Annotated in this window: 19 protein-coding genes; 2 read left to right on the top strand and 17 right to left on the bottom strand. The window is 71.8% G+C overall.

The genetic code is table 11. The features are described from left to right. The first annotated feature begins 7 nt into the window (after positions 1-7). Entirely contained in the window at positions 8-1,279 is a 1,272-nt protein-coding gene (gene hisS, locus QSK21_RS21605) for a histidine--tRNA ligase (RefSeq protein ID WP_285698354.1), read from the top strand. Then, positions 1,276-3,057, top strand: coding sequence for an aspartate--tRNA ligase (gene aspS, locus QSK21_RS21600; protein WP_285698352.1), 1,782 nt, complete (start codon positions 1,276-1,278; stop codon positions 3,055-3,057). Before hisS ends, aspS begins: the two co-directional genes overlap by 4 nt. Before the next feature lie 9 nt (positions 3,058-3,066). On the opposite strand, the gene QSK21_RS21595 is transcribed toward aspS, so the two are convergent. From QSK21_RS21595 to QSK21_RS21515, 17 genes are all read right to left on the bottom strand, one after another. After that, the gene (locus QSK21_RS21595) at positions 3,067-5,241 is read right to left on the bottom strand and encodes a RelA/SpoT family protein (protein ID WP_285698350.1); all 2,175 of its coding nucleotides are present in this window, start codon (positions 5,239-5,241) and stop codon (positions 3,067-3,069) included. A 681-nt stretch (positions 5,242-5,922) separates the two neighbouring features. Then, positions 5,923-6,447 carry an adenine phosphoribosyltransferase gene (locus QSK21_RS21590; RefSeq protein ID WP_285698349.1) on the bottom strand — a complete coding sequence of 175 codons (525 nt, stop codon included), beginning with the start codon at positions 6,445-6,447 and terminating at the stop codon, positions 5,923-5,925. A 71-nt stretch (positions 6,448-6,518) separates the two neighbouring features. Continuing rightward, positions 6,519-7,697, bottom strand: a complete 1,179-nt coding sequence (gene secF / locus QSK21_RS21585) for a protein translocase subunit SecF (RefSeq protein ID WP_285698348.1) — start codon at positions 7,695-7,697, stop codon at positions 6,519-6,521. A 1-nt stretch (position 7,698) separates the two neighbouring features. Next, positions 7,699-9,519 carry a protein translocase subunit SecD gene (secD, locus tag QSK21_RS21580; RefSeq protein ID WP_285698347.1) on the bottom strand — a complete coding sequence of 607 codons (1,821 nt, stop codon included), beginning with the start codon at positions 9,517-9,519 and terminating at the stop codon, positions 7,699-7,701. Between the two features lie 169 nt (positions 9,520-9,688). Continuing rightward, complete coding sequence (yajC, locus tag QSK21_RS21575) at positions 9,689-10,216, bottom strand: preprotein translocase subunit YajC (RefSeq protein WP_285698346.1); 528 nt, start codon at positions 10,214-10,216, stop codon at positions 9,689-9,691. A 256-nt stretch (positions 10,217-10,472) separates the two neighbouring features. Further along, on the bottom strand, positions 10,473-11,552 hold the full coding sequence (gene ruvB / locus QSK21_RS21570) for a Holliday junction branch migration DNA helicase RuvB (RefSeq protein WP_285698345.1): 1,080 nt from the start codon (positions 11,550-11,552) through the stop codon (positions 10,473-10,475). Between the two features lie 48 nt (positions 11,553-11,600). Beyond that, positions 11,601-12,224: a Holliday junction branch migration protein RuvA gene (ruvA, locus tag QSK21_RS21565; RefSeq protein ID WP_285698344.1), complete on the bottom strand. Its 624-nt coding sequence runs from the start codon at positions 12,222-12,224 to the stop codon at positions 11,601-11,603. Further along, the gene (gene ruvC, locus QSK21_RS21560; protein ID WP_285698343.1) at positions 12,221-12,772 is read right to left on the bottom strand and encodes a crossover junction endodeoxyribonuclease RuvC; all 552 of its coding nucleotides are present in this window, start codon (positions 12,770-12,772) and stop codon (positions 12,221-12,223) included. The genes ruvA and ruvC overlap by 4 nt, the downstream gene beginning before the upstream one ends. Before the next feature lie 105 nt (positions 12,773-12,877). Further along, the gene (locus QSK21_RS21555; protein ID WP_285698342.1) at positions 12,878-14,032 is read right to left on the bottom strand and encodes a GNAT family N-acetyltransferase; all 1,155 of its coding nucleotides are present in this window, start codon (positions 14,030-14,032) and stop codon (positions 12,878-12,880) included. A gap of 64 nt (positions 14,033-14,096) precedes the next feature. Continuing rightward, positions 14,097-14,849: a YebC/PmpR family DNA-binding transcriptional regulator gene (locus QSK21_RS21550; RefSeq protein WP_285698341.1), complete on the bottom strand. Its 753-nt coding sequence runs from the start codon at positions 14,847-14,849 to the stop codon at positions 14,097-14,099. 4 nt (positions 14,850-14,853) lie between these two features. Beyond that, positions 14,854-15,474 carry a pyridoxal 5'-phosphate synthase glutaminase subunit PdxT gene (gene pdxT / locus QSK21_RS21545; RefSeq protein WP_285698339.1) on the bottom strand — a complete coding sequence of 207 codons (621 nt, stop codon included), beginning with the start codon at positions 15,472-15,474 and terminating at the stop codon, positions 14,854-14,856. A 134-nt stretch (positions 15,475-15,608) separates the two neighbouring features. Then, positions 15,609-16,250, bottom strand: coding sequence for a DUF6928 family protein (locus QSK21_RS21540; RefSeq protein ID WP_285698337.1), 642 nt, complete (start codon positions 16,248-16,250; stop codon positions 15,609-15,611). Between the two features lie 165 nt (positions 16,251-16,415). Continuing rightward, entirely contained in the window at positions 16,416-17,348 is a 933-nt protein-coding gene (gene pdxS, locus QSK21_RS21535; protein WP_285698335.1) for a pyridoxal 5'-phosphate synthase lyase subunit PdxS, read from the bottom strand. Positions 17,349-17,466: 118 nt separating this feature from the next. After that, positions 17,467-18,513 (bottom strand): DUF3048 domain-containing protein, encoded by a 1,047-nt coding sequence (locus QSK21_RS21530; RefSeq protein ID WP_285698334.1) that lies wholly within the window; start codon positions 18,511-18,513, stop codon positions 17,467-17,469. Positions 18,514-18,671: 158 nt separating this feature from the next. Next, positions 18,672-19,217, bottom strand: a complete 546-nt coding sequence (locus tag QSK21_RS21525; RefSeq protein WP_285698431.1) for a LemA family protein — start codon at positions 19,215-19,217, stop codon at positions 18,672-18,674. An 11-nt stretch (positions 19,218-19,228) separates the two neighbouring features. Further along, complete coding sequence (locus QSK21_RS21520) at positions 19,229-20,398, bottom strand: glycosyltransferase family 4 protein (protein ID WP_285698333.1); 1,170 nt, start codon at positions 20,396-20,398, stop codon at positions 19,229-19,231. Then, complete coding sequence (locus tag QSK21_RS21515) at positions 20,395-21,231, bottom strand: phosphatidylinositol mannoside acyltransferase (protein WP_285698429.1); 837 nt, start codon at positions 21,229-21,231, stop codon at positions 20,395-20,397. The genes QSK21_RS21520 and QSK21_RS21515 overlap by 4 nt, the downstream gene beginning before the upstream one ends. Between the last annotated feature and the right edge of the window lie 12 nt (positions 21,232-21,243).

Genomic DNA, 21,243 nt, shown 5'->3' with positions numbered 1-21,243 from the left:
CACCATCATGAGTTCGAGTTTCCAGGCCCCCAAGGGGGTCAACGAATATGTTCCGCCGCGCGCGGACCTTCTCCAGGCCATCCGCCACGCGTTCGCCGAGCAGGCCAGGCTGGCCGGATACGGCTACCTGGAACTGGCGGTCTTCGAGGACACCACGCTCTTCAAGCGGGGCGTCGGCGAGTCCACCGACGTCGTCAGCAAGGAGATGTACACCTTCGAGGACCGCGGCGGCCGGTCGCTCACGCTGCGTCCCGAGTTCACCGCCGGGGTGCTGCGGGCGGTGCTGGAGCACAACCTGCACAAGCGGGGCGGGCTGCCGGTCAAGATCTGGACGACGGGCCCGGCGTTCCGCGCCGAGCAGCCGCAGGCCGGCCGGTACCGGCAGTTCTACCAGCTCGACCTGGAGGCGATCGGCACCGAGGACCCCCAGGTCGATGCCGAGACCATCGCGATCGCGTGGAACTGGTACCGCTCCCTCGGGCTCACCCGGGTGCGGCTGCTGCTGAACTCGCTGGGCTGCAAGGAGTGCCGCCCCGCCTACCGGGCCCGGCTGCAGGAGTTCCTGCGCGGGCTGGACCTGGACGAGCCCACCCGGCAGCGGATCGAGATCAACCCGCTGCGGGTGCTGGACGACAAGCGTCCCGAGGTCCGGGCGCAGCTCGAAGGCGCCCCGCTGATGGCCGACCACCTGTGCGCGGACTGCAAGGCCCACCACGACCGGGTCCGCGCGCTGCTGTCCGACCTCGGCATCACCTGGGAGGACACCCCGACCCTGGTGCGCGGGCTGGACTACTACACCCGCACGACCTACGAGTTCGACCACCCGCTGCTGGGCGCGCAGTCGGGCATCGGCGGCGGCGGGCGCTACGACGGCCTGTCGGAGGACATCGGCGGCCCCGAGCTGCCCGGCATCGGGTTCGGCCTGGGGCTGGACCGCACGATCCTGGCGCTGGAGGCCGAGGGCGCCGCGTTCGCCGCGCCGCCGCGCTGCCAGGTCTTCGGCGTCGCCATCGGGGACGAGGCCGAGCGGCGGGTCTTCGGCCTGGTGAACGAGCTGCGGCGGGCGGGGATCGCCGCCGACATGGCGTTCGGCGGCAAGAGGCTGAAGGGCGCGATGAAGGACGCCGACCGGTCCGGCGCCCGGTACGCGGTGATCCTCGGCGAGCGGGATATCGCCGCCGGGTCCGCGCAACTGAAGGACCTGGGAGGCGGCGACCAGGCCGCCGTGCCGCTCGACGAGATCGTCACCACGCTGAGGGAAAGGCTGTCGTCACGATGATCCGCTCGCACGAGGCGGGGACGCTCCGCAAGGAGCATGCCGGGCAGCAGGTCACGCTGGCCGGCTGGGTGGCCCGCCGCCGCGACCACGGCGGCGTCACGTTCATCGACCTGCGCGACGCCTCCGGCATCGCGCAGGTGGTGTTCCGGGAAGAGGAGGTGGGTTCGGGCGGTGCCATAGGCAGGGCGCACGACCTGCGGTCGGAGTACTGCGTCAGGATCACCGGAGAGGTCCGGGCCCGGCCGGAGGGCAACGAGAACCCCGAGCTGCCCACCGGCGACATCGAGGTGGCCGCCACCGACATCGAGGTGCTGTCGGAGGCCGCGCCACTGCCGTTCCCCATCGACGGCGACGTCAACGTCAACGAGGAGGTCCGGCTCAAGTACCGGTACCTCGACATCCGCAGGGACGCCGTGGCCAGGGCGATGCGGATCCGCTCGGAGGGGTCGTTCCTCGTCCACGAGGTCATGCGCGAGCACCGGTTCGTCAACGTCGAGACACCGACGCTGACCCGCTCCACCCCCGAGGGCGCCCGCGACTTCCTGGTGCCCGTCCGGCTGCGGCCCGGCCACTGGTACGCGCTGCCGCAGTCGCCGCAGCTCTTCAAGCAGTTGCTGATGGTGGCGGGCCTGGAGCGCTACTACCAGATCGCCCGCTGCTACCGGGACGAGGACTCCCGTGCCGACCGGCAGCCCGAGTTCACCCAGATCGACATCGAGATGTCGTTCGTCGAGCAGGACGACGTGATCGCGGTGGCCGAGGACCTGGTGGCGCGGCTGTGGAAGGAGCTCGCCGGGTACGAGGTCCCCCGGCCCATCCCCCGCATCACCTACGCCGAGGCCATGTCGCGGTACGGGTCCGACAAGCCCGACCTGAGGTTCGGCAACGAGCTCACCGAGCTGACCGGGTACTTCGCCGACACGTCCTTCCGGGTCTTCCAGGCCCCGTACGTCGGCGCCGTGGTCATGCCGGGCGGCGCTTCCCAGACCCGCAGGGAGCTGGACGCCTGGCAGGACTGGGCCAAGGCGCGCGGCGCCCGCGGCCTCGCCTACGTGCTCGTCCAGCCGGACGGCACGCTCGGCGGCCCGGTCGCCAAGAACCTGTCGGAACAGGAGAAGGCCGGCCTGGCCGCCGAGACCGGCGCCGCACCCGGCGACGCGATCTTCTTCGCGGCCGGCAAGCCGCACGCCATGCGCGAGCTGCTCGGCGCCGCCCGGCTGGAGATCGGCCGCCGGTGCGGGCTGATCGACGAGTCCGCGTGGGCATTCTGCTGGGTGGTGGACGCGCCGATCTTCGAGCCCGCCGAGGACGACAAGGGCGAGCAGATCGGCTGGACGCCGGTGCACCACCCGTTCACCGCGCCCAAGTCGGAGTACGCCGACGACTTCCAGCTCCGTCCCGGCGAGGCCCTGGCCGACGCCTACGACATCGTCTGCAACGGCCACGAGATCGGCGGCGGGTCGCTCCGTATCCACCGCGCCGAGATGCAGCAGCGGGTGTTCGACGTGCTGGGGCTGACCAAGGAGGAGGCCGAGTCCAAGTTCGGGTTCCTGCTGGAGGCGTTCCAGTACGGCCCGCCCCCGCACGGCGGGATCGCCTTCGGCTGGGACCGCATGATCATGCTGCTGGCCGGGGTGGACACCATCCGGGACGTGATCACCTTCCCGAAGGCCGCGTCCGGCCACGACCCGCTGACCGGCGCCCCCACCCCGATCACCGAGGAGCAGCGCGCCGAGGCCGGGGTCGACGTGATCCCCGAGGACTCCCCGGAGGAGTGACGGCCCGGGTCACCGGTGGGTGCCGCTGGTGACCCGGTACACGTCGTACACGCCGTCGATGGACCGGACGGCCTTCAGGACATGGCCCAGATGCTTGGGGTCGCCCATCTCGAAGGTGAACCGGCTCACCGCCACCCGGTCACGGGTGGTGGTGACGGACGCCGACAGGATGTTGACGTGCTGGTCGGACAGCACCCGCGTCACGTCCGACAGGAGCCTCGGCCGGTCCAGGGCCTCCACCTGGATCGCGACCAGGAAGACCGAGTCCTCGCCGGGGGACCACTTGACGTCGATCAGCCGGTCCGGCTGCGACTTCAGGTTGAGGACGTTGGCGCAGTCGGAACGGTGCACCGACACCCCGTGCCCGCGGGTCACGAACCCGACGATGTCGTCCCCGGGCACGGGCGTACAGCAGCGCGACAGGCGCACCCACACGTCGGAGTCGCCCGCGACGACCACGCCCGGGTCGCCCGTGCTGCGGGTGCGCTTGCGCGGCGTGGGTACGGCGATCTCGGCGAGGTCCTCCTCGGCGCTCTCCACCCCGCCGAGCGCGTCCACCAGCCGCTGCACCACGTGCTGCGCGGAGATATGCCCCTCGCCGACCGCCGCGTACAGCGACGACACGTCCGGGTAGCGCATGTCGCGGGCCAGGGCCAGCAGCGCCTCGGCCGACATCAACCGCTGGAGCGGCATGTTCTGCTTGCGCATCGCGCGGGCGATGGAGTCCTTGCCGGACTCGATCGCGGTGTCGCGGCGCTCCTTGGTGAACCAGTGCTTGATCTTGTTGCGGGCCCGCGCGCTCTTGACGAAGTCCAGCCAGTCGCGGCTCGGCCCGGCGTCGGGCGACTTGGACGTGAACACCTCGACGGTGTCGCCGTTGTCCAGGGTCGACTCCAGCGGGACCAGCCGCCCGTTGACCCGCGCGCCGATACATCGGTGCCCGACCTCGGTGTGGATGGCGTACGCGAAGTCGACCGGGGTGGCGCCCTGCGGCAGCGGCTTCACATCGCCCTTGGGGGTGAAGACGAACACCTCCTGGACCGACAGGTCGAACCGCAGCGACTCCAGGAACTCGGCCGGATCGGCGGTCTCCTGCTGCCAGTCCAGTAGCTGCCGCAGCCACTGCATGTCGCCGGCCTTGCGGCCGCCGACCGTCTCCTCCTTGTACTTCCAGTGCGCCGCGACGCCGTACTCGGCCCGCCGGTGCATGCCCCAGGTGCGGATCTGCAGCTCCACCGGCTTGCCCTCCGGGCCGATCACGGTGGTGTGCAGCGACTGGTACATGTTGAACTTCGGCATCGCGATGTAGTCCTTGAACCGGCCGGGGACCGGGTTCCATCGCGCGTGGATCGAGCCGAGGGCGGCGTAGCAGTCGCGGACGCTGTCGACCAGCACCCGGATGCCCACCAGATCGTAGATATCGTCGAAGCCGACATCCCGGGCGATCATCTTCTGGTAGATCGAGTAGTAGTGCTTGGGCCGTCCCGTCACACTGGCCTTGATCTTGGCCTCGCGCAGGTCGGCGGACACGTTCTCGATCACGTCCTGCAGGAAGTCGTCGCGGCGCGGGGCGCGCTCGGCCACCAGCCGGGCGATCTCGTCGAACCGCTTGGGGTAGAGGGTGGCGAAGGACAGGTCCTCCAGCTCCCACTTCAGCGTGTTCATGCCCAGCCGGTGCGCCAGCGGAGCGAACACCTCCAGCGTCTCCCGGGCCTTCTTCTCCTGCTTGTGCCGCGGCATGTAGCGCAGCGTCCGCATGTTGTGCAGCCGGTCCGCCAGCTTGATCACCAGCACCCGGATGTCGCGGGACATCGCCACGACCATCTTGCGGACCGTCTCGGCCTCGGCCGCCTCGCCGTACTTGACCTTGTCGAGCTTGGTCACCCCGTCCACCAGGGCGGCGATCTCGTCACCGAAGTCGGCGCGCAGTTGCTCCAGGGTGTAGGGGGTGTCCTCGACGGTGTCGTGCAGCAGCGCCGCGCACAGGGTCTCGGTGTTCATGCCCAGCTCGGCCAGGATCGCCGACACCGCCAGCGGATGGGTGATGTACGGGTCGCCGCTCTTGCGCTTCTGGTCCCGGTGGTAGTGGGCGGCCACGTCGTAGGCGCGCTCGATCAGCCGCAGGTCCGCCTTGGGATGGGTGTTGCGCAGCGTCTTGCTGAGGGGTTCGAGTACCGGGTTCATGGCGGGTCCGCGCTGGGAACCGAGGCGGGCGAGCCGGCGGCGCACCCGCGCGGCGGAGGGCGGGATCGACGAGCCCGTACCGGACGCACCTGGCGTACCGGCAGGGGCCTGGGCGTGTGTGGGCGACCGGCGTTCGGTGGACGCGGGCCGGGCCGGGCGGGCCTGCGCCGGACTCTGTGCCGGACTCTGCACTGGGCTCTGTGCCGGGAGCGGCTGGGCAGGGCTCGGACGGGCGGGTGCCTGTCCTGTGAACTCGGGACGGTCTCCAGCCGACTCCGTACGGCCCTCATCCGGCCGGTATGTCCCTTGCGGGGCCGACGCCTCGTTCGGACTGACTCCAGGGGTCTTAGGGCTTCCAGGGCGTTCTGGGGCCTGGGCGGGCTCACCGCCGCGCACGCGCTCCCTGCCTTCCGGCTTCACGGTCGCGCGGTCCGCGTCCTTCCCCGGCTCCGCCGCCGGGCCCGCCGCCTCGCCGGTCACCTTCCCGGTCACCGCGCCGGTCGATACCACCTCACCGGGCACCCAGCCTCCTAGACCTTGGGACGCCTCGACCTCCTCGTCCCCGCGGGATGCGCCCGTCCCCCGCCGGGCTCGCGACGCCGCCGGGGACGATCCCCCGGCCAGCTCCCGGGACGCTCCGCGTCCGGGTTAGGCGCCAGTGTATCCGCCGCCCATTTCGTACTAGACCGTAACCAGCGAATGAACGTCCAGATTCCCGAGCTTGTCCCGACCATGCAGGAAGGACAGCTCCATCAGGACCGAGATGCCCACCACCTCGGCGCCCGAACGGGCGACCAGGTCGGCCGCGGCCCTCGCGGTGCCGCCGGTGGCCAGCACGTCGTCCACCACCAGCACCCGCTCGCCCGGGGCCAGCGCGTCCTCGTGCATCTCGATGGTCTCGGTGCCGTACTCCAGATCGTAGGTCTGCTCGAAGGAGTTCGCGGGCAGCTTCCCCTTTTTGCGCACCGGGACGAACCCGGCGCCGAAGTGGTACGCGACCGGCGCGGCCAGGATGAAGCCGCGCGCCTCGATTCCGACGATCTTGTCCACGGTGCCGCGGCCGTGGTGGTTGACGATGGCGTCCACCACGCCCGCGAACGCCACATGATCGGCCAGCAGCGGGGTGATGTCCTTGAACATCACCCCCGGCTTGGGGTAGTCGGGAACGTCACGGATCCGGTCCTGGATCAGCGTGTCGAGGTCCACCTTGTCTCCTGATCAGGCACCGGCCGTGCCCGCCGCGTCGGGGGCACGGCCGGGTTGGGTCCGTTCTGGGGTTACTTGCCGCGACGCTGCTGGCGGGTGCCCCGCTTGGGCTGCTGCCGCGGGCCGCGCTGGACGACCTTGCGGACGGTCACCGAGGCGGGGATCGCGTTCTCGGGTGCGTCCTTGGGGGCGTCGTCCGGCGGCGGCTCGTCCGCGCCGGGCTCGGGACGGTCGTCCGCCGCCTTGGTGAGCATGGCACCCGCCTTGGCGGTCTTGGCCTTGCGCTTGGCGCTGCTCTCCCGCCGGGCGATGTTGGCCCGCAGCTCGCGGTGCTTGGGTTCGCGCTCCTTGAGCTGCACCAGCAGCGGGGTGGCCACGCAGATCGAGGAGTAGGTCCCCACGATCATGCCGACGAACAGCGCCAGCGACAGGTCCTTGAGCGTGCCCGCGCCGAACAGCGTGGTGCCGATGAACAGGATCGCCGCCACCGGCAGGATCGCCACCAGCGAGGTGTTCAGCGAGCGCACCAGGGTGCTGCTGAGCGCCTGGTTGGCGGCCTGGCTGTAGGTGACCTTGGAGGTGGGGCCGAGGGGTCTGGTGACCTCCTTGATCATGTCGAACACCACGACCGCGTCGTACAGCGAGTAGCCCAGGATGGTCAGGAAGCCCAGCAGCGTCGCCGGAGTGACCTCGAAGCCGGACCAGGCGTAGATGCCCGCGGTGATCAACAGGTCGTGAACCAGCGCCACCACCGCGGCCAGCGCCATCCGCCACTCGAAGGCCACGGACAGATAGCCGATGATCAAGATCATGAACACCAGCAGCGCCCGCCAGGCCTTCTCGGAGATCTCACCGCCCCAGGACGCGCCCACCACCTGGGTGCTGACCTGAGCCGCCTGGATGCCCAGGTCCTCGGCGATGCTGCTCTTGACCTCGGTGACCTCCGACGAGCTCAGGCTCTCGGTGGTCACCCGCCAGCCGCCCCCGGCCTTCTGGACGATGGCCTGGTGCGCGCCCCCGCTGGTGACCGCCTCGCGGACCTGCTCGATCGAGGCGCCCGGCTTGCTGAAGGTGAAGACCGACCCGCCCTTGAACTCCACGCCGAAGTTCAGCCCCTGGAGGAGCAGGCCGGCGATGGACAGCGCCAGCAGCAGGCCGGAGATCGAGTACCACAGCCGGGGCTTGCCGACGATGTCGGCGCTGATCTCGCCCCGGTAGACACGGGCGAGGACGGCACGCAGCCCAAGCATCTCAAGCCTCCTGGCTCTTGGTACGGGCGGACGAGGCCCTCGACGAGGCGCCGACCGCGGCCGGGGTGGCGGTGCCGCCACCGGCGCTGGCGGCCGCCCCGGCGGGCCGGGCCGCGGCGGTGGCCCTGGCGCGCAACCGGGACGGGTCCAGACCCGACAGCGGATGCCCGCGGCCGAAGAACCGGGTCCGCGACAGCAGGCCCACCATCGGCTTGGTGAAGAAGAACACCACGACCACGTCGATCAGCGTGGTCAGGCCCATCGCGAACGCGAAGCCCCGGACCCCGCCCACGGCCAGGATGTACAGGACCAGCGCGGCCATGAACGTCACCGCGTCGGCGACCAGGATGGTGCGCCGCGCCCGCTTCCATGCCGTCTCCACCGACGGCCGGAGCGTCCGGCCCGCGCGCAGTTCGTCACGTAGTCGCTCGAAGTAGACGATGAACGAGTCCGCGGTGATGCCGATGGAGACGATCAGACCGATGATGTGCGGCAGCGACAGCCGGAAGCCCATGTTCTCGCCGAGGATCACCACCGACACGTAGGTGATCCCGGAGGCCACCAGCAGGCTGGACACCGCCACCAGGCCCAGGCCCCGGTAGTACATCAGGCAGTACAGCACCACCAGCACCAGGCCGATCGCACCGGCGATCAGTCCGCCGCGCAACTGGTCGGAGCCCAGCGTGGACGACACCTCGTCGATGGAGCTCTGCGTGAACTCCAGCGGCAGCGCCCCGTACTTCAGCACGTTGGCCAGGTCGGTGGCGTAGGTCTGGGTGAAGCTCTCCGGAGGCCCGTCGATCTGCGCCGTGCCGCCGGTGATGGCGCCCCTGCTGATGCTGGGCGCCGACACCACCTGGCCGTCCAGCACGATCGCGACCTGCGAGCGCGGGGAGCCGGGGTTGCGCTGGTACTGCTCGTACGCCTCGGTGGTGACCTGGCCGAACTGCCGGGCGCCCTGGCCCTTGAACTTCAGGCTGACCCACCAGCTGCTCTGCCCCTGGGTGGCGTCCGGCGGCATCGCGGACGCGTCCTCCACCTGCTCGCCCAGCACCCGAACCGGCCCCAGGATGTACTTGGTGACCTGGCCGTTCTCTTCCTTCTGGTCACAGGCGGCGACGAACCGGCGGTTGGGGTCGTTGGCCCCGGGAACGCGCTTGTCGGGCACGTAGCAGTTCAGGGACTCGAACTGCTTGATCACGTTCGGGTCGTTGATGCCCGAGTAGTCCTGCGCCGCGGCGTTGGGGTCCAGCGTGGGCAGCCCGGAGGGCAGCCCGCTGGGCGAGGGGCTCGGCGAGCCCGAGGCGGACGGCGAGGCCGATCCGGACGGGGTCGGCGTGGGCGCGGCCAGGGCCTCCGACAGCGCCCGTCCCCGCGAGGTCGGCGACGCGCTCGGCGACGCGCTGGGCGACTTGCCGCCCGACGGCGAGGCCGAGGGGGAGGGGCTCCCCGACGGCTGGGCCGAGGGCGCGGGCGTCGAGGCGGCGCCCCCCAGGGGACGTCCGTCGGCCACCGCGAACACCTGGCGGAACTGGAGCTTGGCCGTGGTGCCGATGAGCTGGACCACCCGGTCCTGGCCCTCGCCGGGCACGTTGACCACGATGTTGCTGGAGCCCTGCTTGGCCACCTCGGCGTCCGAGACGCCCAGGCCGTTGACCCGCTGGGTCATGATCCGGACGGCCTGGTCCATCTGGGTGGGCGGCGGGTCACCGCCGTTGACGGTCTTGGCGGTGAGCGTGACCGTGGTCCCGCCGGCCAGGTCCAGCCCCAGCTTGGGGGTGGGCTGCCCCTGCAGGAACATCACGCCGGTGAGTGCCGCCATGACCACGAACAGCGCGAGGAGCGTGCGCCCTGAATTGGGAACGTTGCTGCGAGGCGGAGCCACTGGTCGTCTAACTTCCCGTCGTCGTCATCGGTCGTTGGCCGGTGCCGGAAGGTCCCTCACGCCGTCCGGCCCGCGTCGTCGGGCCGGGGCGCCGGAACGTCCCGGATCAGCCCGAGGACTTCTTGCCGCCCTTGCCCGCGCCGGCTCCCTGCGCGGCGGGCTTGCCGTCCTCATCGCCGGAACCGGCGTCGGCGGCGGACTCGTCGGCATCGTCGGCGGGTGCGGACTTCGTGAGGTCGGCCTTGGCCTCCCCGGACTCGTCTCCGGCCTCCCCGGCACGGTCCTCGTCCTCGGTCAGGTCGTCGCCGGACTCGCCGTCCTCGTCGTACTCCTCGGCGTCGTCCTTGAGGACCTGCATGACGGCCTGCTTCACGACCCTGATGGTCACGCCGTCGGCGATCTCCAGCTCGAGGCCGTCGTCGTCCACCGCCACGACCTCGGCGTAAATGCCGCTGGTCGTCAGCACCCGCACCCCCGGCTGCAGCGAGCTCTGCATTTGCAGCTGCTCCTTGCGCCGCTTGCTCTGCGGGCGGATCAGCAGGAAATAGAAGACCACAGGAATGGCCAGGAGCAGCAGCAGGTTGAACGCCCCGCTACCGTCCTGCTGTGCCGCAATAATCATGTCGCTGCCCATCGCTGGGGCATCCTTCCGATGTGGTTTGCCCGGCCTGTCCTTGGATCGCCCGGCTGTCGCCGATCGGCCCGGAGTCCGCTCCGAGCCGTCCGAAACTCCGAGCCATCCGAAACGCAGTGGCCGGCCGGGTACGGGTGACCGGTCCCGGAGTCTAGAGAGTGCGCAAGACACCGGCAACGACGTGACGATCGGGAACCGGTTGAAGTTCCCAAGCCGTTACTGGGCGAACGCCTCCCCGTGATCACTTCCCTGATGATCACTTCCCGGGCAGGTCGTCATCGTCCTCCAACGCGAACAGCGTACCGGCCGAATCGGCCATCGGCGCCGAAGGCGGGGGGGCGATCCCCAAATGCGCCCACGCGGCGGGCGTGGCGACCCTCCCGCGCGGCGTCCGGGCCAGCAGACCCTGCCTGACCAGGAACGGCTCGGCCACCACCTCGACCGTCTCCGGCTCCTCCCCCACCGACACCGCCAGCGTGGACAACCCCACGGGGCCCCCGCCGAACTTGCGCATCAGCGACTCCAGCACGGCGCGGTCGAGCCGGTCGAGGCCGCGGTCGTCCACCTCGTACAGCCGCAGCGCCGCCCTGGCCAGCTCCAGGTCGACCACGCCGTCCGCGCGCACCTCGGCGTAGTCGCGGACGCGGCGCAGCAGCCGGTTGGCGATCCTGGGCGTGCCGCGGGAGCGCCCGGCGACCTCGGCCGCGGCCTCATCGCTGATCACGACGTCCAGCAGCCGCGCCGACCGCTTGATGATCACTTCCAGCTCGGCCGGCTCGTAGAAGTCCATGTGCGCCGTGAACCCGAACCGGTCGCGCAGCGGGCCCGGCAGCATGCCCGCCCTGGTCGTGGCCCCCACCAGCGTGAACGGGGCGATGTCCAGCGGGATCGCGGTGGCGCCCGGCCCCTTGCCGACCACGACGTCGACCCGGAAGTCCTCCATGGCGACGTACAGCATCTCTTCGGCGGGACGGGCCATCCGGTGGATCTCGTCCAGGAACAGCACCTCGCCCTCGGCCAGCGTGGACAGCACCGCCGCCAGGTCGCCGGCCCGCTCGATCGCCGGGCCGGACGAGATCCGCAGGGGGCGGCCGAGCTCGGCCGCGATGATCATGGCGAGGGTGGTCTTGCCGAGCCCGGGACCCCCCGACAGCAGCACGTGGTCCGGAGTCCGGCCGCGCCGCAACGCGCTGTGCAGCACCAGCGACAGTTGCTCGCGCACCCGCTCCTGGCCGATGAAGTCGTCCAGTTTCTTGGGGCGCAGCGCGGCCTCGATGACCCGCTCCTCCGGGCCGCCGGTGTCGGCCGAGACGAGCCTGTCGGGCTCAGCGTCCATCGGTTCGCCTCCCCGCGGCGGCCCCCGGGCATCCGGTGCGTCCGCCGGTCACTTGCCGAGCTTCCTGAGCGCGGACTTCAGCAGGGCCGCCACCGGCGGGACCTCGGCACCGTCCGCCCCGTCGGCGGCCAGGTCGGCGGCGACCGCGGCGACCGCGGCGTCGGCGTCCCTGGTGGACCAGCCAAGGTTGATCAGGCCGCTGTGCACCTGCTCGCGCCACTGCTCGGCGGCCTGGCCGGGCGGCGGGGCGAGGGCGCCGTCGCCGCCGGTGGGGGCGCCCAGGCGGTCCCTCAGCTCCAGGACGATCCGCTGCGCGCCCTTCTTGCCGATGCCGGGCACCTTGGTCAGGGCCGTCACGTCCTCGGCGGCCACGGCGCGGCGCAGCGCGTCGGGGCTGTGGACGGCCAGCATGGCCAGCGCCAACCGGGGCCCGATCCCGCTGGCCGTCTGGAGCAGCTCGAACACCGCCCGCTCGTCGTCGTCGGCGAACCCAAACAGGGTCAGCGAGTCCTCCCGGACCACCAGCGACGTCGGGACCGTCGCGTGGTCGCCCACCCGCAGGCCGGCGAGCGTGGCGGGGGTGCACTGGACGGACAGGCCGACGCCGTGGACGTCGATGACGGCGCCGTCCGGCCCGGCCGCGGCCACCCGGCCGCTGACGAAGGCGATCACTGGGCCGCCCCTCCTCTCGTCCGCGAAGTCCGCGCCGTCCGGGCCGCCGCCTGGGCCGCCGTGAGCCGGGCCTGCGCACCGCCGCGCCACACGTGGCAGATGGCCAGGGCGAGGGCGTCGGCGGCGTCGGCGGGCCTGGGCGGGCCGTCGAGGCGGAGCAACCGCGTCACCATGTTGGCCACCTGTGCCTTGTCCGCGCGGCCGTTGCCGGTGAGGGCGGCCTTGGCCTCGCTGGGCGTGTGCGTGGCCACCGGCAGGCCGTGCCTGGCGGCGACCAGCATCGCGACCCCGGCGGCCTGGGCGGTGCCCATCACGGTGCGCACGTTGTGCTGGGAGAACACGCGCTCCACCGCGACCACGTCCGGGCTCAGCTCCTCGATCAGCTCCTCGATGCCCGCCTCGATGCCCAGCAGCCGGGTGGCGACCGGGTCGGCGGGCGCGGTGCGGACCACCGTGACCCGCACCAGCCGCAGCGGGGCGCCCGGCGCGCCGTCGACCACGCCCGCCCCGCACCTGGTGAGCCCGGGGTCCACGCCCATCACCCGCACGCGCGCTCCTTCGATCATCTGTTCGGCGGGCCACGCTACCGGGCCCCGCGGACAATCGTGCCGCATCGCGCGGCCGTGTCGGCGCGACGAACTCGAGCTGTGGGCTCAGAAGGAGTCGAGTGTGAAGGGGGCGGCGGCGAAGACCGAGTCCAGGACGGGGACGTGGCCGTCGAGCAGCCCGGCGCCGCGCAGCGTGGCGCTGGGCACGCCCGCGTAGAGAGCGGCCAGGCCGCGCGGCCCCACACGCACGGCGGAACGGGACTCGGCGGCGCGCTCCAGGCGTCCCTGGCCGTCCTTGACGACCAGCCACCAGAAGCCGGAGTTGGCGCGCATCCACGGGTCGTCGATCTCCAGGAGGACTTCGGCCGACACCCCGGCCGGGTAACCGCGGGCCTCGATCGCGGCGGGCGCGTTCACCACGCGCAGCATCCAGCGGTCCAGCTCTCGCCACCCGTCCCCGCGCTCTTTGGTGAGCCAGAACACCGGGTCGTGCGGCGACAGGCACGCCCGCACCTGCTTGGCGACCGACGAGCCGGAGCCGACGATGCCCCACAGCGCGCGCAGGGTCTCCGCCGAACCCGCGACCAGCGTGTCCACCTCAAGGGACGTACCGCCCTCGCCCCAGTGGTAGTCGAGGACACCGTCCTCGGCGAGGTAGACGTAGTCGTCGTCGCCCTCCGCCAGGAAGATCCGCCAGGCGTCCTCGCCCCAGTCGATGGGGCCGCTGCTGCGCGCGTCCCGGTGCACCCTCCGGATGATCTCGGCGATCTCGGCGGCGTCGTCAGGCCCCGCGCGGCGGAGTTCGACCGGCGACCCGGAACCGAAGCCGCGTAGCGCCTCGGCCGGGAACGCGGCCTGGTGCATGGCGCCCGCCAGTTCCCAGCCGAAGGAGCGGTAGAGCGGTGCGGTCGCGGGATACAGCACCGAGAGCGGGTGCCCGAACGCGGCGCAGCGTTCCAGCACGTCCTGAACGAGCTCGCGGCCGATTCCGCGCCCGCGCGCCTCGGGGGCGACGGCGACACCGCAGACGCCGCCCATGGACACGGCGCGGCCGTGCCACCACTGCGCCATGTCATAGATCCGGGCCATGGCGACCGGCCGGCCGTTCTCGTAACCGCCGTACTGGCGCCCGGACCGGACGAGGAGTTCCCCGAGCATGCGCGAACGCGCCCAGGTCGCGTCCGACATGGCCCCGAAGGACCGGGACCACAGATCGCGGAGGTCGTCGACGCTCTCAGCGTCCAGCACCCGGATTTCCATGCAGACGAAACTACGCCACCGGCCCGCGGGCGGCACACGCGATCTCGACCGGGCGTCCGGCCGATCAGGCGTCGATGGCCGCCAGGACCTCGTCGGAGACGTCGAAGTTGGCCCAGACGTCCTGCACGTCGTCGGAGTCCTCCAGGGCCTCGATCAGCCGGAAGACCTTCTTGGCGGTCTCCTCGTCCAGCGGGACCGAGACGCTGGGCAGCCAGCTGGAGTCGGCCGACTCGTAGTCGATCCCGGCCTCCTGCAGGGCCGTGCGGACGCTCAGCAGGTCGCCGGCCTCGCAAACGATCTCGAAGTTCTCGCCCAGGTCGTTGACCTCCTCGGCGCCGGCGTCCAGGACGGCCATCATCACCTCGTCCTCGGTGGTGCCCGCCTTCGGGACGATCACCACGCCCTTCCTGTTGAACAGGTAGGACACCGAGCCGGGGTCGGCCAGCGAGCCGCCGTTGCGGGTGAGGGCCACCCGCACCTCGGACGCGGCGCGGTTGCGGTTGTCGGTGAGGCACTCCACCAGCAGGGCCACGCCTCCGGGCGCGTACCCCTCGTAGGTGATGTTCTGCCAGTCGGCGCCGCCCGCCTCCTCACCGGCGCCGCGCTTGCGCGCGCGCTCGATGTTGTCGTTGGGGACGGAGTTCTTCTTCGCCTTGAAGATCGCGTCGTAGAGCGTGGGGTTGGCGTCCGGGTCGCCGCCGCCGGTGCGGGCCGCGACCTCGATGTTCTTGATCAGCTTGGCGAAGAGCTTGCCCCGCTTGGCGTCGAGGGCCGCCTTCTTGTGCTTGGTGGTCGCCCATTTGGAATGGCCGGACATTCGCTTACTCCTCCTCCATCGCCCGGCGCACCAGATCGGCGAAGTAGTGGTGCACGCGGTGGTCGCCCGTCAGTTCGGGATGGAACGCGGTCGCCATCAGGCGGCCTTGGCGGACGGCGACGATCCTACCGATGTTCGGGCCGCCCTCGGCCCGCCCGATCACCTGGACGCCGTCGCCGACCGACTCGACCCAGGGGGCGCGGATGAAGACGGCGTGGAACGGCGCGTCGCCCATGCCCTCCAGCGGAACGGAGGTCTCGAACGAGTCGACCTGGCGGCCGAACGCGTTGCGGCGCACCGTCATGTCGATGCCGCCGATGGTCTCCTGGCCCTCGACGCCGTCCAGCACCCGGTCCGCCAGCATGATCATGCCCGCGCAGGAGCCGTAGGCGGGCATGCCCGCCTCGATCCGCTTGCGCAGCGGTTCCAGCAGCTCGAAGGTGCGTGCCAGCCGCCACATGGTGGTGGACTCGCCGCCCGGGACGACCAGCGCGTCCACCCGCTCCAGTTCCTCGGGGCGGCGCACCGGCACGGCGCGCGCTCCGGCGCCCTCCAGGGCACGGGCGTGCTCGCGCACGTCGCCCTGCAAGGCCAGAACGCCGATGGTGGGCACAGCAGTGGTCACGAGAGAACCTTCCAGGAAGATCGGCTCAAGGATGGCGCGAAGGGACCGTCAGGGTTCCGCGTCAAACCCTAGACGGTGGTTACAACGTTCCCAGCACGCGTGGGTCTTCCCACGCGGCAGGCTGCGACGGGGCGTCAGCTCAGCTTGAACCGGCGTAGCGGAAGCTCCAAGGGGAGGAAGCCGTCGTCGCCGCGCTCGGCGATGCCGCGGCCGAACATGTGCGCCTCGGCCAGCGCCAGCCCGAACTCCTCCTGGTCGAACGGCAGCGGGACGTCGCGCGCCCCGTCCGGCCCGTCGCCGCCCAGGTCGTCCAGGGCCTTCCAGAACGGCGCCTCGGCGGCGAGCCTGGCGCCCTGGTCGACGACCACGCCGTCCTCGGCGGTGACGAACACGTCGCGGCGCAGCGCGCCCGCCTCGTACCAGCGGAACCAGCAGCCGGAGATCACGCTGTGCAGGACCAGCACCCCGCAGCGCGCGCCGGGCAGCGCCGCGGCGGTCCGGTCGGCGATCCTGCGGGCGTCCTCGTCCAGGCCGAACAGCCGCCGGTCGCAGACCAGCAGCGCGCGGTCGAAGGCGCCGACGAACAGCTCGTCCTCGTACGGCCACAGCGCGAAGTCCAGGACGGTGTCGCCGGTCTCGGTGAGGGTGGCGGCGGGGTAGAGCCCGCGGGCCAGCCGCGCCGCCGCCTCGGGATCGGGGTCGGGGCCCAGACCCGGCCGGAAGACCCCCGCGGGATCACCGGAACTCGCACAGGCCAGCGCGACCGACCACGCCATGAGCACGTCCCTTCCACGGCCGCCCTGACGCCCGGGGCCCGCTCCTCCCCCTGCGACCGCGCGTGCCAGCGTAAACCCTGGCGGGCGGGTTGGGGAGGGCGGCGGGCGGGAGTGCGTCCGAAGTAACCATCCGGTCAGCCCGCGCGCGTGCGCGGGCCTCCGGGCTCACCAGCCGCGGTGGGCGAACTTCTGGTCCTCGCCCAGGGAGGCGACGTTGATGCCGACCATGGCCTCGCCCAGGCCGCGCGACACCTTGGCGATCACGTCCGGGTCGTCGTGGAAGGTGGTCGCCTCGACGATGGCCTTGGCGCGCTTGGCCGGGTCGCCGGACTTGAAGATGCCCGAGCCGACGAACACGCCCTCGGCGCCCAGCTGCATCATCATCGCGGCGTCCGCCGGGGTGGCGATGCCGCCCGCGGTGAACAGCACCACCGGCAGCTTGCCCAGCTCCGCGACCTCCTTGACCAGCTCGTACGGGGCCTGGAGCTCCTTGGCGGCGACGTACAGCTCGTCCTCGGGCAGCGACTGGAGGCGGCGGATCTCGGCGCGGATCCTGCGCATGTGCGTGGTGGCGTTGGAGACGTCGCCGGTCCCGGCCTCGCCCTTGGACCGGATCATCGCCGCGCCCTCGGTGATGCGGCGCAGCGCCTCGCCCAGGTTGGTGGCGCCGCACACGAACGGGACGGTGAACGCCCACTTGTCGATGTGGTTCTCGTAGTCGGCCGGGGTCAGCACCTCGGACTCGTCCACGTAGTCGACGCCGAGCGACTGCAGCACCTGGGCCTCGACGAAGTGCCCGATCCTGGCCTTGGCCATCACCGGGATGGACACCGCGGAGATGATGCCCTCGATCATGTCGGGGTCGCTCATCCGGGAGATGCCGCCCTCGGCGCGGATGTCGGCGGGCACCCGCTCCAGGGCCATCACGGCGACCGCGCCGGCGTCCTCGGCGATCTTGGCCTGCTCCGGCGTGACCACGTCCATGATCACGCCGCCCTTGAGCATCTCGGCCATGCCGCGCTTGACCCGGGCGGTCCCGGTGGCGGGCGCGCTGGCGGTCTCGCTGCTGGCCGGGGTGGCGGGAGTGGGAGTGGACACGGGCCTACCTCACGTGAACTGATGATGGGTCGGAAAGTCCATCGTATTGCGTGCTCGTCCTATTCCAGGACCGGCCACCCCCGGCGGCCCGGCGCCGACTGCCCTGCCAGGGGACGCGCTAGGGGATGCGGGGCTTGCCGTCGTTGACGAGCACCACCCAGACCTGGCCGCGGGCGAACGTCATCGGCCTGCCGTCGGCGGTGGTGAAGGTCGTCCCCTGGTCCTCCGACGGCCGCGACCAGGTCGTCTCGTAGGACCTGCCGTCGCGCAGGACGATGGCGCGGCCGGTGCCCGTCGTCTTGATCTCCGGGGTGTAGTTGCCCAGGAAGTCGTGGAACTGCGACCGGGTGGTCCGGGCGTACTGGATGACGACGGTCTGCCCGCCGAGCACGCCGCCCTCGGCCGCGGTGTCCACGCGCCCGTCGTGGGACGCCAGCCACCGCTTCTGCTTGGCCGACCAGGTGAAGGCCATCCGGGTGGACGGCCAGCGCGCCGTGAAGGTCTTGGTGGGCGTGCCGCCCGGTGGGGCCTCGCCGAAGCGGAAACCGATGTCGCGCGGCCCCTCGGCCTTGGGAGCGCGCTTCAGCAGGGCTTCAGGGTCGGCGTAGAGGTTGTAGGGGGCCGGTTTGGGGCCGAAGCGGTAGTAGGCGCCGCCCGCCTTCTCCTCGGAGATGTCGTACACCGGGGCCTGCGCCACGTACTTCTTCATCTTGCTCTGGACGCCGGAGAACGCGAACGCCGGGCGCCCGAACTGCGGCAGGATGTGCAGGTCGGAGATGCGGGCGCTGCGGACCGGCCCCACCCGCGCGGGCAGCCTGGACGAGTACACCGCCATCAGCCGGGTCTGGCCGCCCTCGACCTGCTCCACGTACACGATGTCGGCCGAGCGCACCCCCGTCTGCGGCAGCGCGTTCCGGGTGTTCTCGATCTTCACGGCGAGCACCGGGTTGTCCACGCCCCGCCGGCCGCCCGTGAAGGGGTGGGTGGCGGGAGCGGTGGTCGTGGACGCGCCGGCCTGCGGGGCCGCCGCGCTGGGCGGCATGGCCGGCTCGGGTCCCGCGCTCGAACAGGACGCCAGGGCGCACCCCAGGACCAGGGCGCCGACCCCGGCCCCCACGCGTCCGGGGGTCCCCTGGCCCCGCAGCGGTGACCGTACGTTACGCACGCTTTACCCTCCCTTGGCGGATGGGCCCGAGGGTAGCGAATACGGACGTGAGCTTTGTCCGGGTTCAACCCCGTTGACCGGCCTGGTGGGCGTCACCGGAGAGGGGGCGTTCGGTTACCCTCCGGTCGACTCGCCCATCGCGCCGTGAGCGGCGGGGGTCAGCCGCGCAGGGCCAGCGGCGGGTCGTCGTCGATCTCGAAGAAGTCCGGGAGCGGCGCCCGCCCGGCCAGCGGCAGCACCCGGATCAGCGTCTTGCGCCGGGCCGTCCGCGCCTGCGCCACCGCGTCGTTGTAGAACCTGCGGGCGTAGACGACCTTGGCCGCGGCCCCGCCCAGCTCGTCCAGCACCACCTCCCCGTCGCCCTTGGCCTTGAGGGTGTCGGCGAAGTCGGGCTGGTCGACGACCGCGCGCAGCGCACGGGACAGATCGCTCTCGGCGAACTCGCGCGACTCGGCGTCCGCGGTACGGGCCTCGTGCGCCGCGGTGGCCAGCACCAGGCTGGTGGCCGGGTCCAGCAGCCGCGAGGCCGCCAGCTCCAGCGCGACCGCCGCGCGCCGCACCAAAGCCGCGTCCAGCGCCGCCCGCGCCGTCTCCACCCGGACGTGCAGGCGGTCCAGCCGGGTCGCCCGCCAGGAGACGTACACGGCGACGAGGAAGGCGACGGCGACCCAGAACAGGACGTCGATGATCCAGTCGTAGAGCATGGTCCCGGCCATCAGGCCCCGAGACCGGACTCGACGACCCCGGTGCCGTCCAGCGCCACGGTCTCGTACACCCGCAGCACGTCCCGCGCCACCGCGGACCAGTCGTAGCGGCGGACGGCGGCGCGCGCCTCGGCCGAGAGCTGCTTGCGCCGGGCCGGATCGTCCAGCAGCTCGCCCGCCGCCGCTGCCAGCGCCTTGTGGTCCCCGACGGGGAACAGCGCCCCGGCCCGGCCGCCCAGCAGCACCCGGTCGAACGCCTCGATGTCGCTGGCCAGGATCGGCGCCCCCGCCGACATCGCCTCTGCCAGCACGATCCCGAAGCTCTCCCCGCCCAGGTTGGGCGCCACGAACACGTCCACCGAGTGGTAGGCGCGGACCTTGTCCTCCTCGCTGACCATGCCCAGGATCACCACCCGGTCGCGCAGCTCGGGCGACACCTTCGCCCGCACGTCGCTCGCGTCGCCCGGCCCGGCCAGCAGCAGCCGCAGCCCCGGACGCTCGCGGCCCAGGATCTCGAACGCGCGCAGCAGCACCGGCAGCCCCTTGCGCGGCTCGTCCATCCGGCCGAGGAAGCCCAGCGCGCCGCCGGAGCCGTCGCGGGCGCCGTCCTCCCCGTCCGTGCGGCCCTTCCAGCCCGGTAGCGGGTCGGCCATCGCGTACCGCTCGGTGGCGACCCCGTTGGGGATCAGCACCGCGTCGCCGCCCAGGTGCTCCACCAGCGTCTTGCGGGCCGCCTCCGACACCGCGATCCGGCCGGTGATCTTCTCCAGGGCGCTCTGCAGGATGGGCGCGGTCACCGACACCAGCCGCGACTTCTGGTACGAGGCGTGGAAGGTGCCCACGATCGGGCCGTCCGCCGCCCAGCAGGCCAGGATGCCCAGCGACGGCGCGGCGGGCTCGTGGACGTGCAGCACGTCGAACCCGCCCTCGTTGATCCACCGCCGGACCCGGCCCGCCGACAGGAACCCGAACGCCACCCGTCCCACGGAGCCGTTGTAGGGCACGGGGACCGCCCGGCCCGCCGGCACCACGAACGGCTCCAGCGGCGTGTCGTCGTCGGCCGGCGCGATCACCGACACCTGGTGGCCGAGGCCGATCAGCGCCTCCGCCAGGTCACGGATGTGCTGCTGGACGCCGCCCGGCACGTCCCACTCGTACGGGCAGACGATGCCGATCTTCACCGGCCGGCCTCCCCCAGATCCTCCACCCAGACCTTCTGGAGCATGTGCCAGTCCTCCGGGTGGGCGGCGATGCCCTCCTCGAAGACGGCCGCGACCTCCTGCGTCATCGCCCGCACCCGCTCCTGCCTGGTGCCGGTCTCCGGCGCCGGGACCTCGTCGTGGACACGCGCCGCCCAGTACTCGCCTTCGTACCACAGGGTGACCGGGATCAGCGCGGCGCCGGTCTGCACGGCGAGCGCCGCCGCGACGCCGGGCATCCGCGCGGTCGCGCCGAAGAACTCCACATCGATCCCGCTTTCGGTGAGGTCGCGATCGACCACCAGGCAGACCGGCCGCCCGTCCCGCAGCCGCTGCGCCATCCGGCCGAACGCGGAGGCGCCCTTGTGCGCCAGCACCTCCATGCCCAGACTCTCGCGAAATTCAACGAAACGCTGGAAAAGAGACTCCGGCTTGAGCAGTTCCGCCACAGTGGTGAACGGGTGTCCCTGGTGTACCAGCCAGGCGCCCGCCTGCTCGTAGTTGCCCATGTGCGGCAGGGCCAAGATCACGCCGCGGCCCGCCTCCAGGTTGGCGAAGATCTTCTCGTGGCCGGTCACCCGCATCCGGCCGACGATCCGGTCGCGGTCGTACTCGGGGAGGCGGAACACCTCCAGCCAGTACCGGAAGTAGGAGCGCATCACCTTCTTGCTGAGCGCGCGGACCTCGGCGTCGACGGCGTCCTTGCCCAGCACCCGGCGCAGGTTGCGCTCCAGTTGCCGGACCCCCCTGCCGCGCCGGTGCCAGGTGCGGTCGGCCATCGCGGTGAAGAGCCTGCGCGCGGCCCGCTCGGGCATCTTGCGGACCAC

The organism is Actinomadura sp. NBRC 104412 (genome assembly GCF_030269515.1).
GTDB lineage: Bacteria > Actinomycetota > Actinomycetes > Streptosporangiales > Streptosporangiaceae > Spirillospora.
Note: the sequence above shows the minus strand (reverse complement) of the source record. Positions and strands in the feature narration are given on the sequence as shown.

Excerpts from the sequence above, each read along its gene's own strand:
- hisS (WP_285698354.1), top strand. The coding sequence starts at position 8 with ATGAGTTCGAGTTTCCAGGCCCCCAAGGGGGTCAACGAATATGTTCCG.
- aspS (WP_285698352.1), top strand. The coding sequence starts at position 1,276 with ATGATCCGCTCGCACGAGGCGGGGACGCTCCGCAAGGAGCATGCCGGG.
- QSK21_RS21595 (WP_285698350.1), bottom strand. The coding sequence starts at position 5,241 with ATGAACCCGGTACTCGAACCCCTCAGCAAGACGCTGCGCAACACCCAT.
- secF (WP_285698348.1), bottom strand. The coding sequence starts at position 7,697 with ATGCTTGGGCTGCGTGCCGTCCTCGCCCGTGTCTACCGGGGCGAGATC.
- secD (WP_285698347.1), bottom strand. The coding sequence starts at position 9,519 with ATGGCGGCACTCACCGGCGTGATGTTCCTGCAGGGGCAGCCCACCCCC.
- yajC (WP_285698346.1), bottom strand. The coding sequence starts at position 10,216 with ATGGGCAGCGACATGATTATTGCGGCACAGCAGGACGGTAGCGGGGCG.
- ruvB (WP_285698345.1), bottom strand. The coding sequence starts at position 11,552 with ATGGACGCTGAGCCCGACAGGCTCGTCTCGGCCGACACCGGCGGCCCG.
- QSK21_RS21555 (WP_285698342.1), bottom strand. The coding sequence starts at position 14,032 with ATGGAAATCCGGGTGCTGGACGCTGAGAGCGTCGACGACCTCCGCGAT.
- QSK21_RS21550 (WP_285698341.1), bottom strand. The coding sequence starts at position 14,849 with ATGTCCGGCCATTCCAAATGGGCGACCACCAAGCACAAGAAGGCGGCC.
- QSK21_RS21540 (WP_285698337.1), bottom strand. The coding sequence starts at position 16,250 with ATGGCGTGGTCGGTCGCGCTGGCCTGTGCGAGTTCCGGTGATCCCGCG.
- QSK21_RS21525 (WP_285698431.1), bottom strand. The coding sequence starts at position 19,217 with ATGCTCTACGACTGGATCATCGACGTCCTGTTCTGGGTCGCCGTCGCC.
- QSK21_RS21515 (WP_285698429.1), bottom strand. The coding sequence starts at position 21,231 with ATGCCCGAGCGGGCCGCGCGCAGGCTCTTCACCGCGATGGCCGACCGC.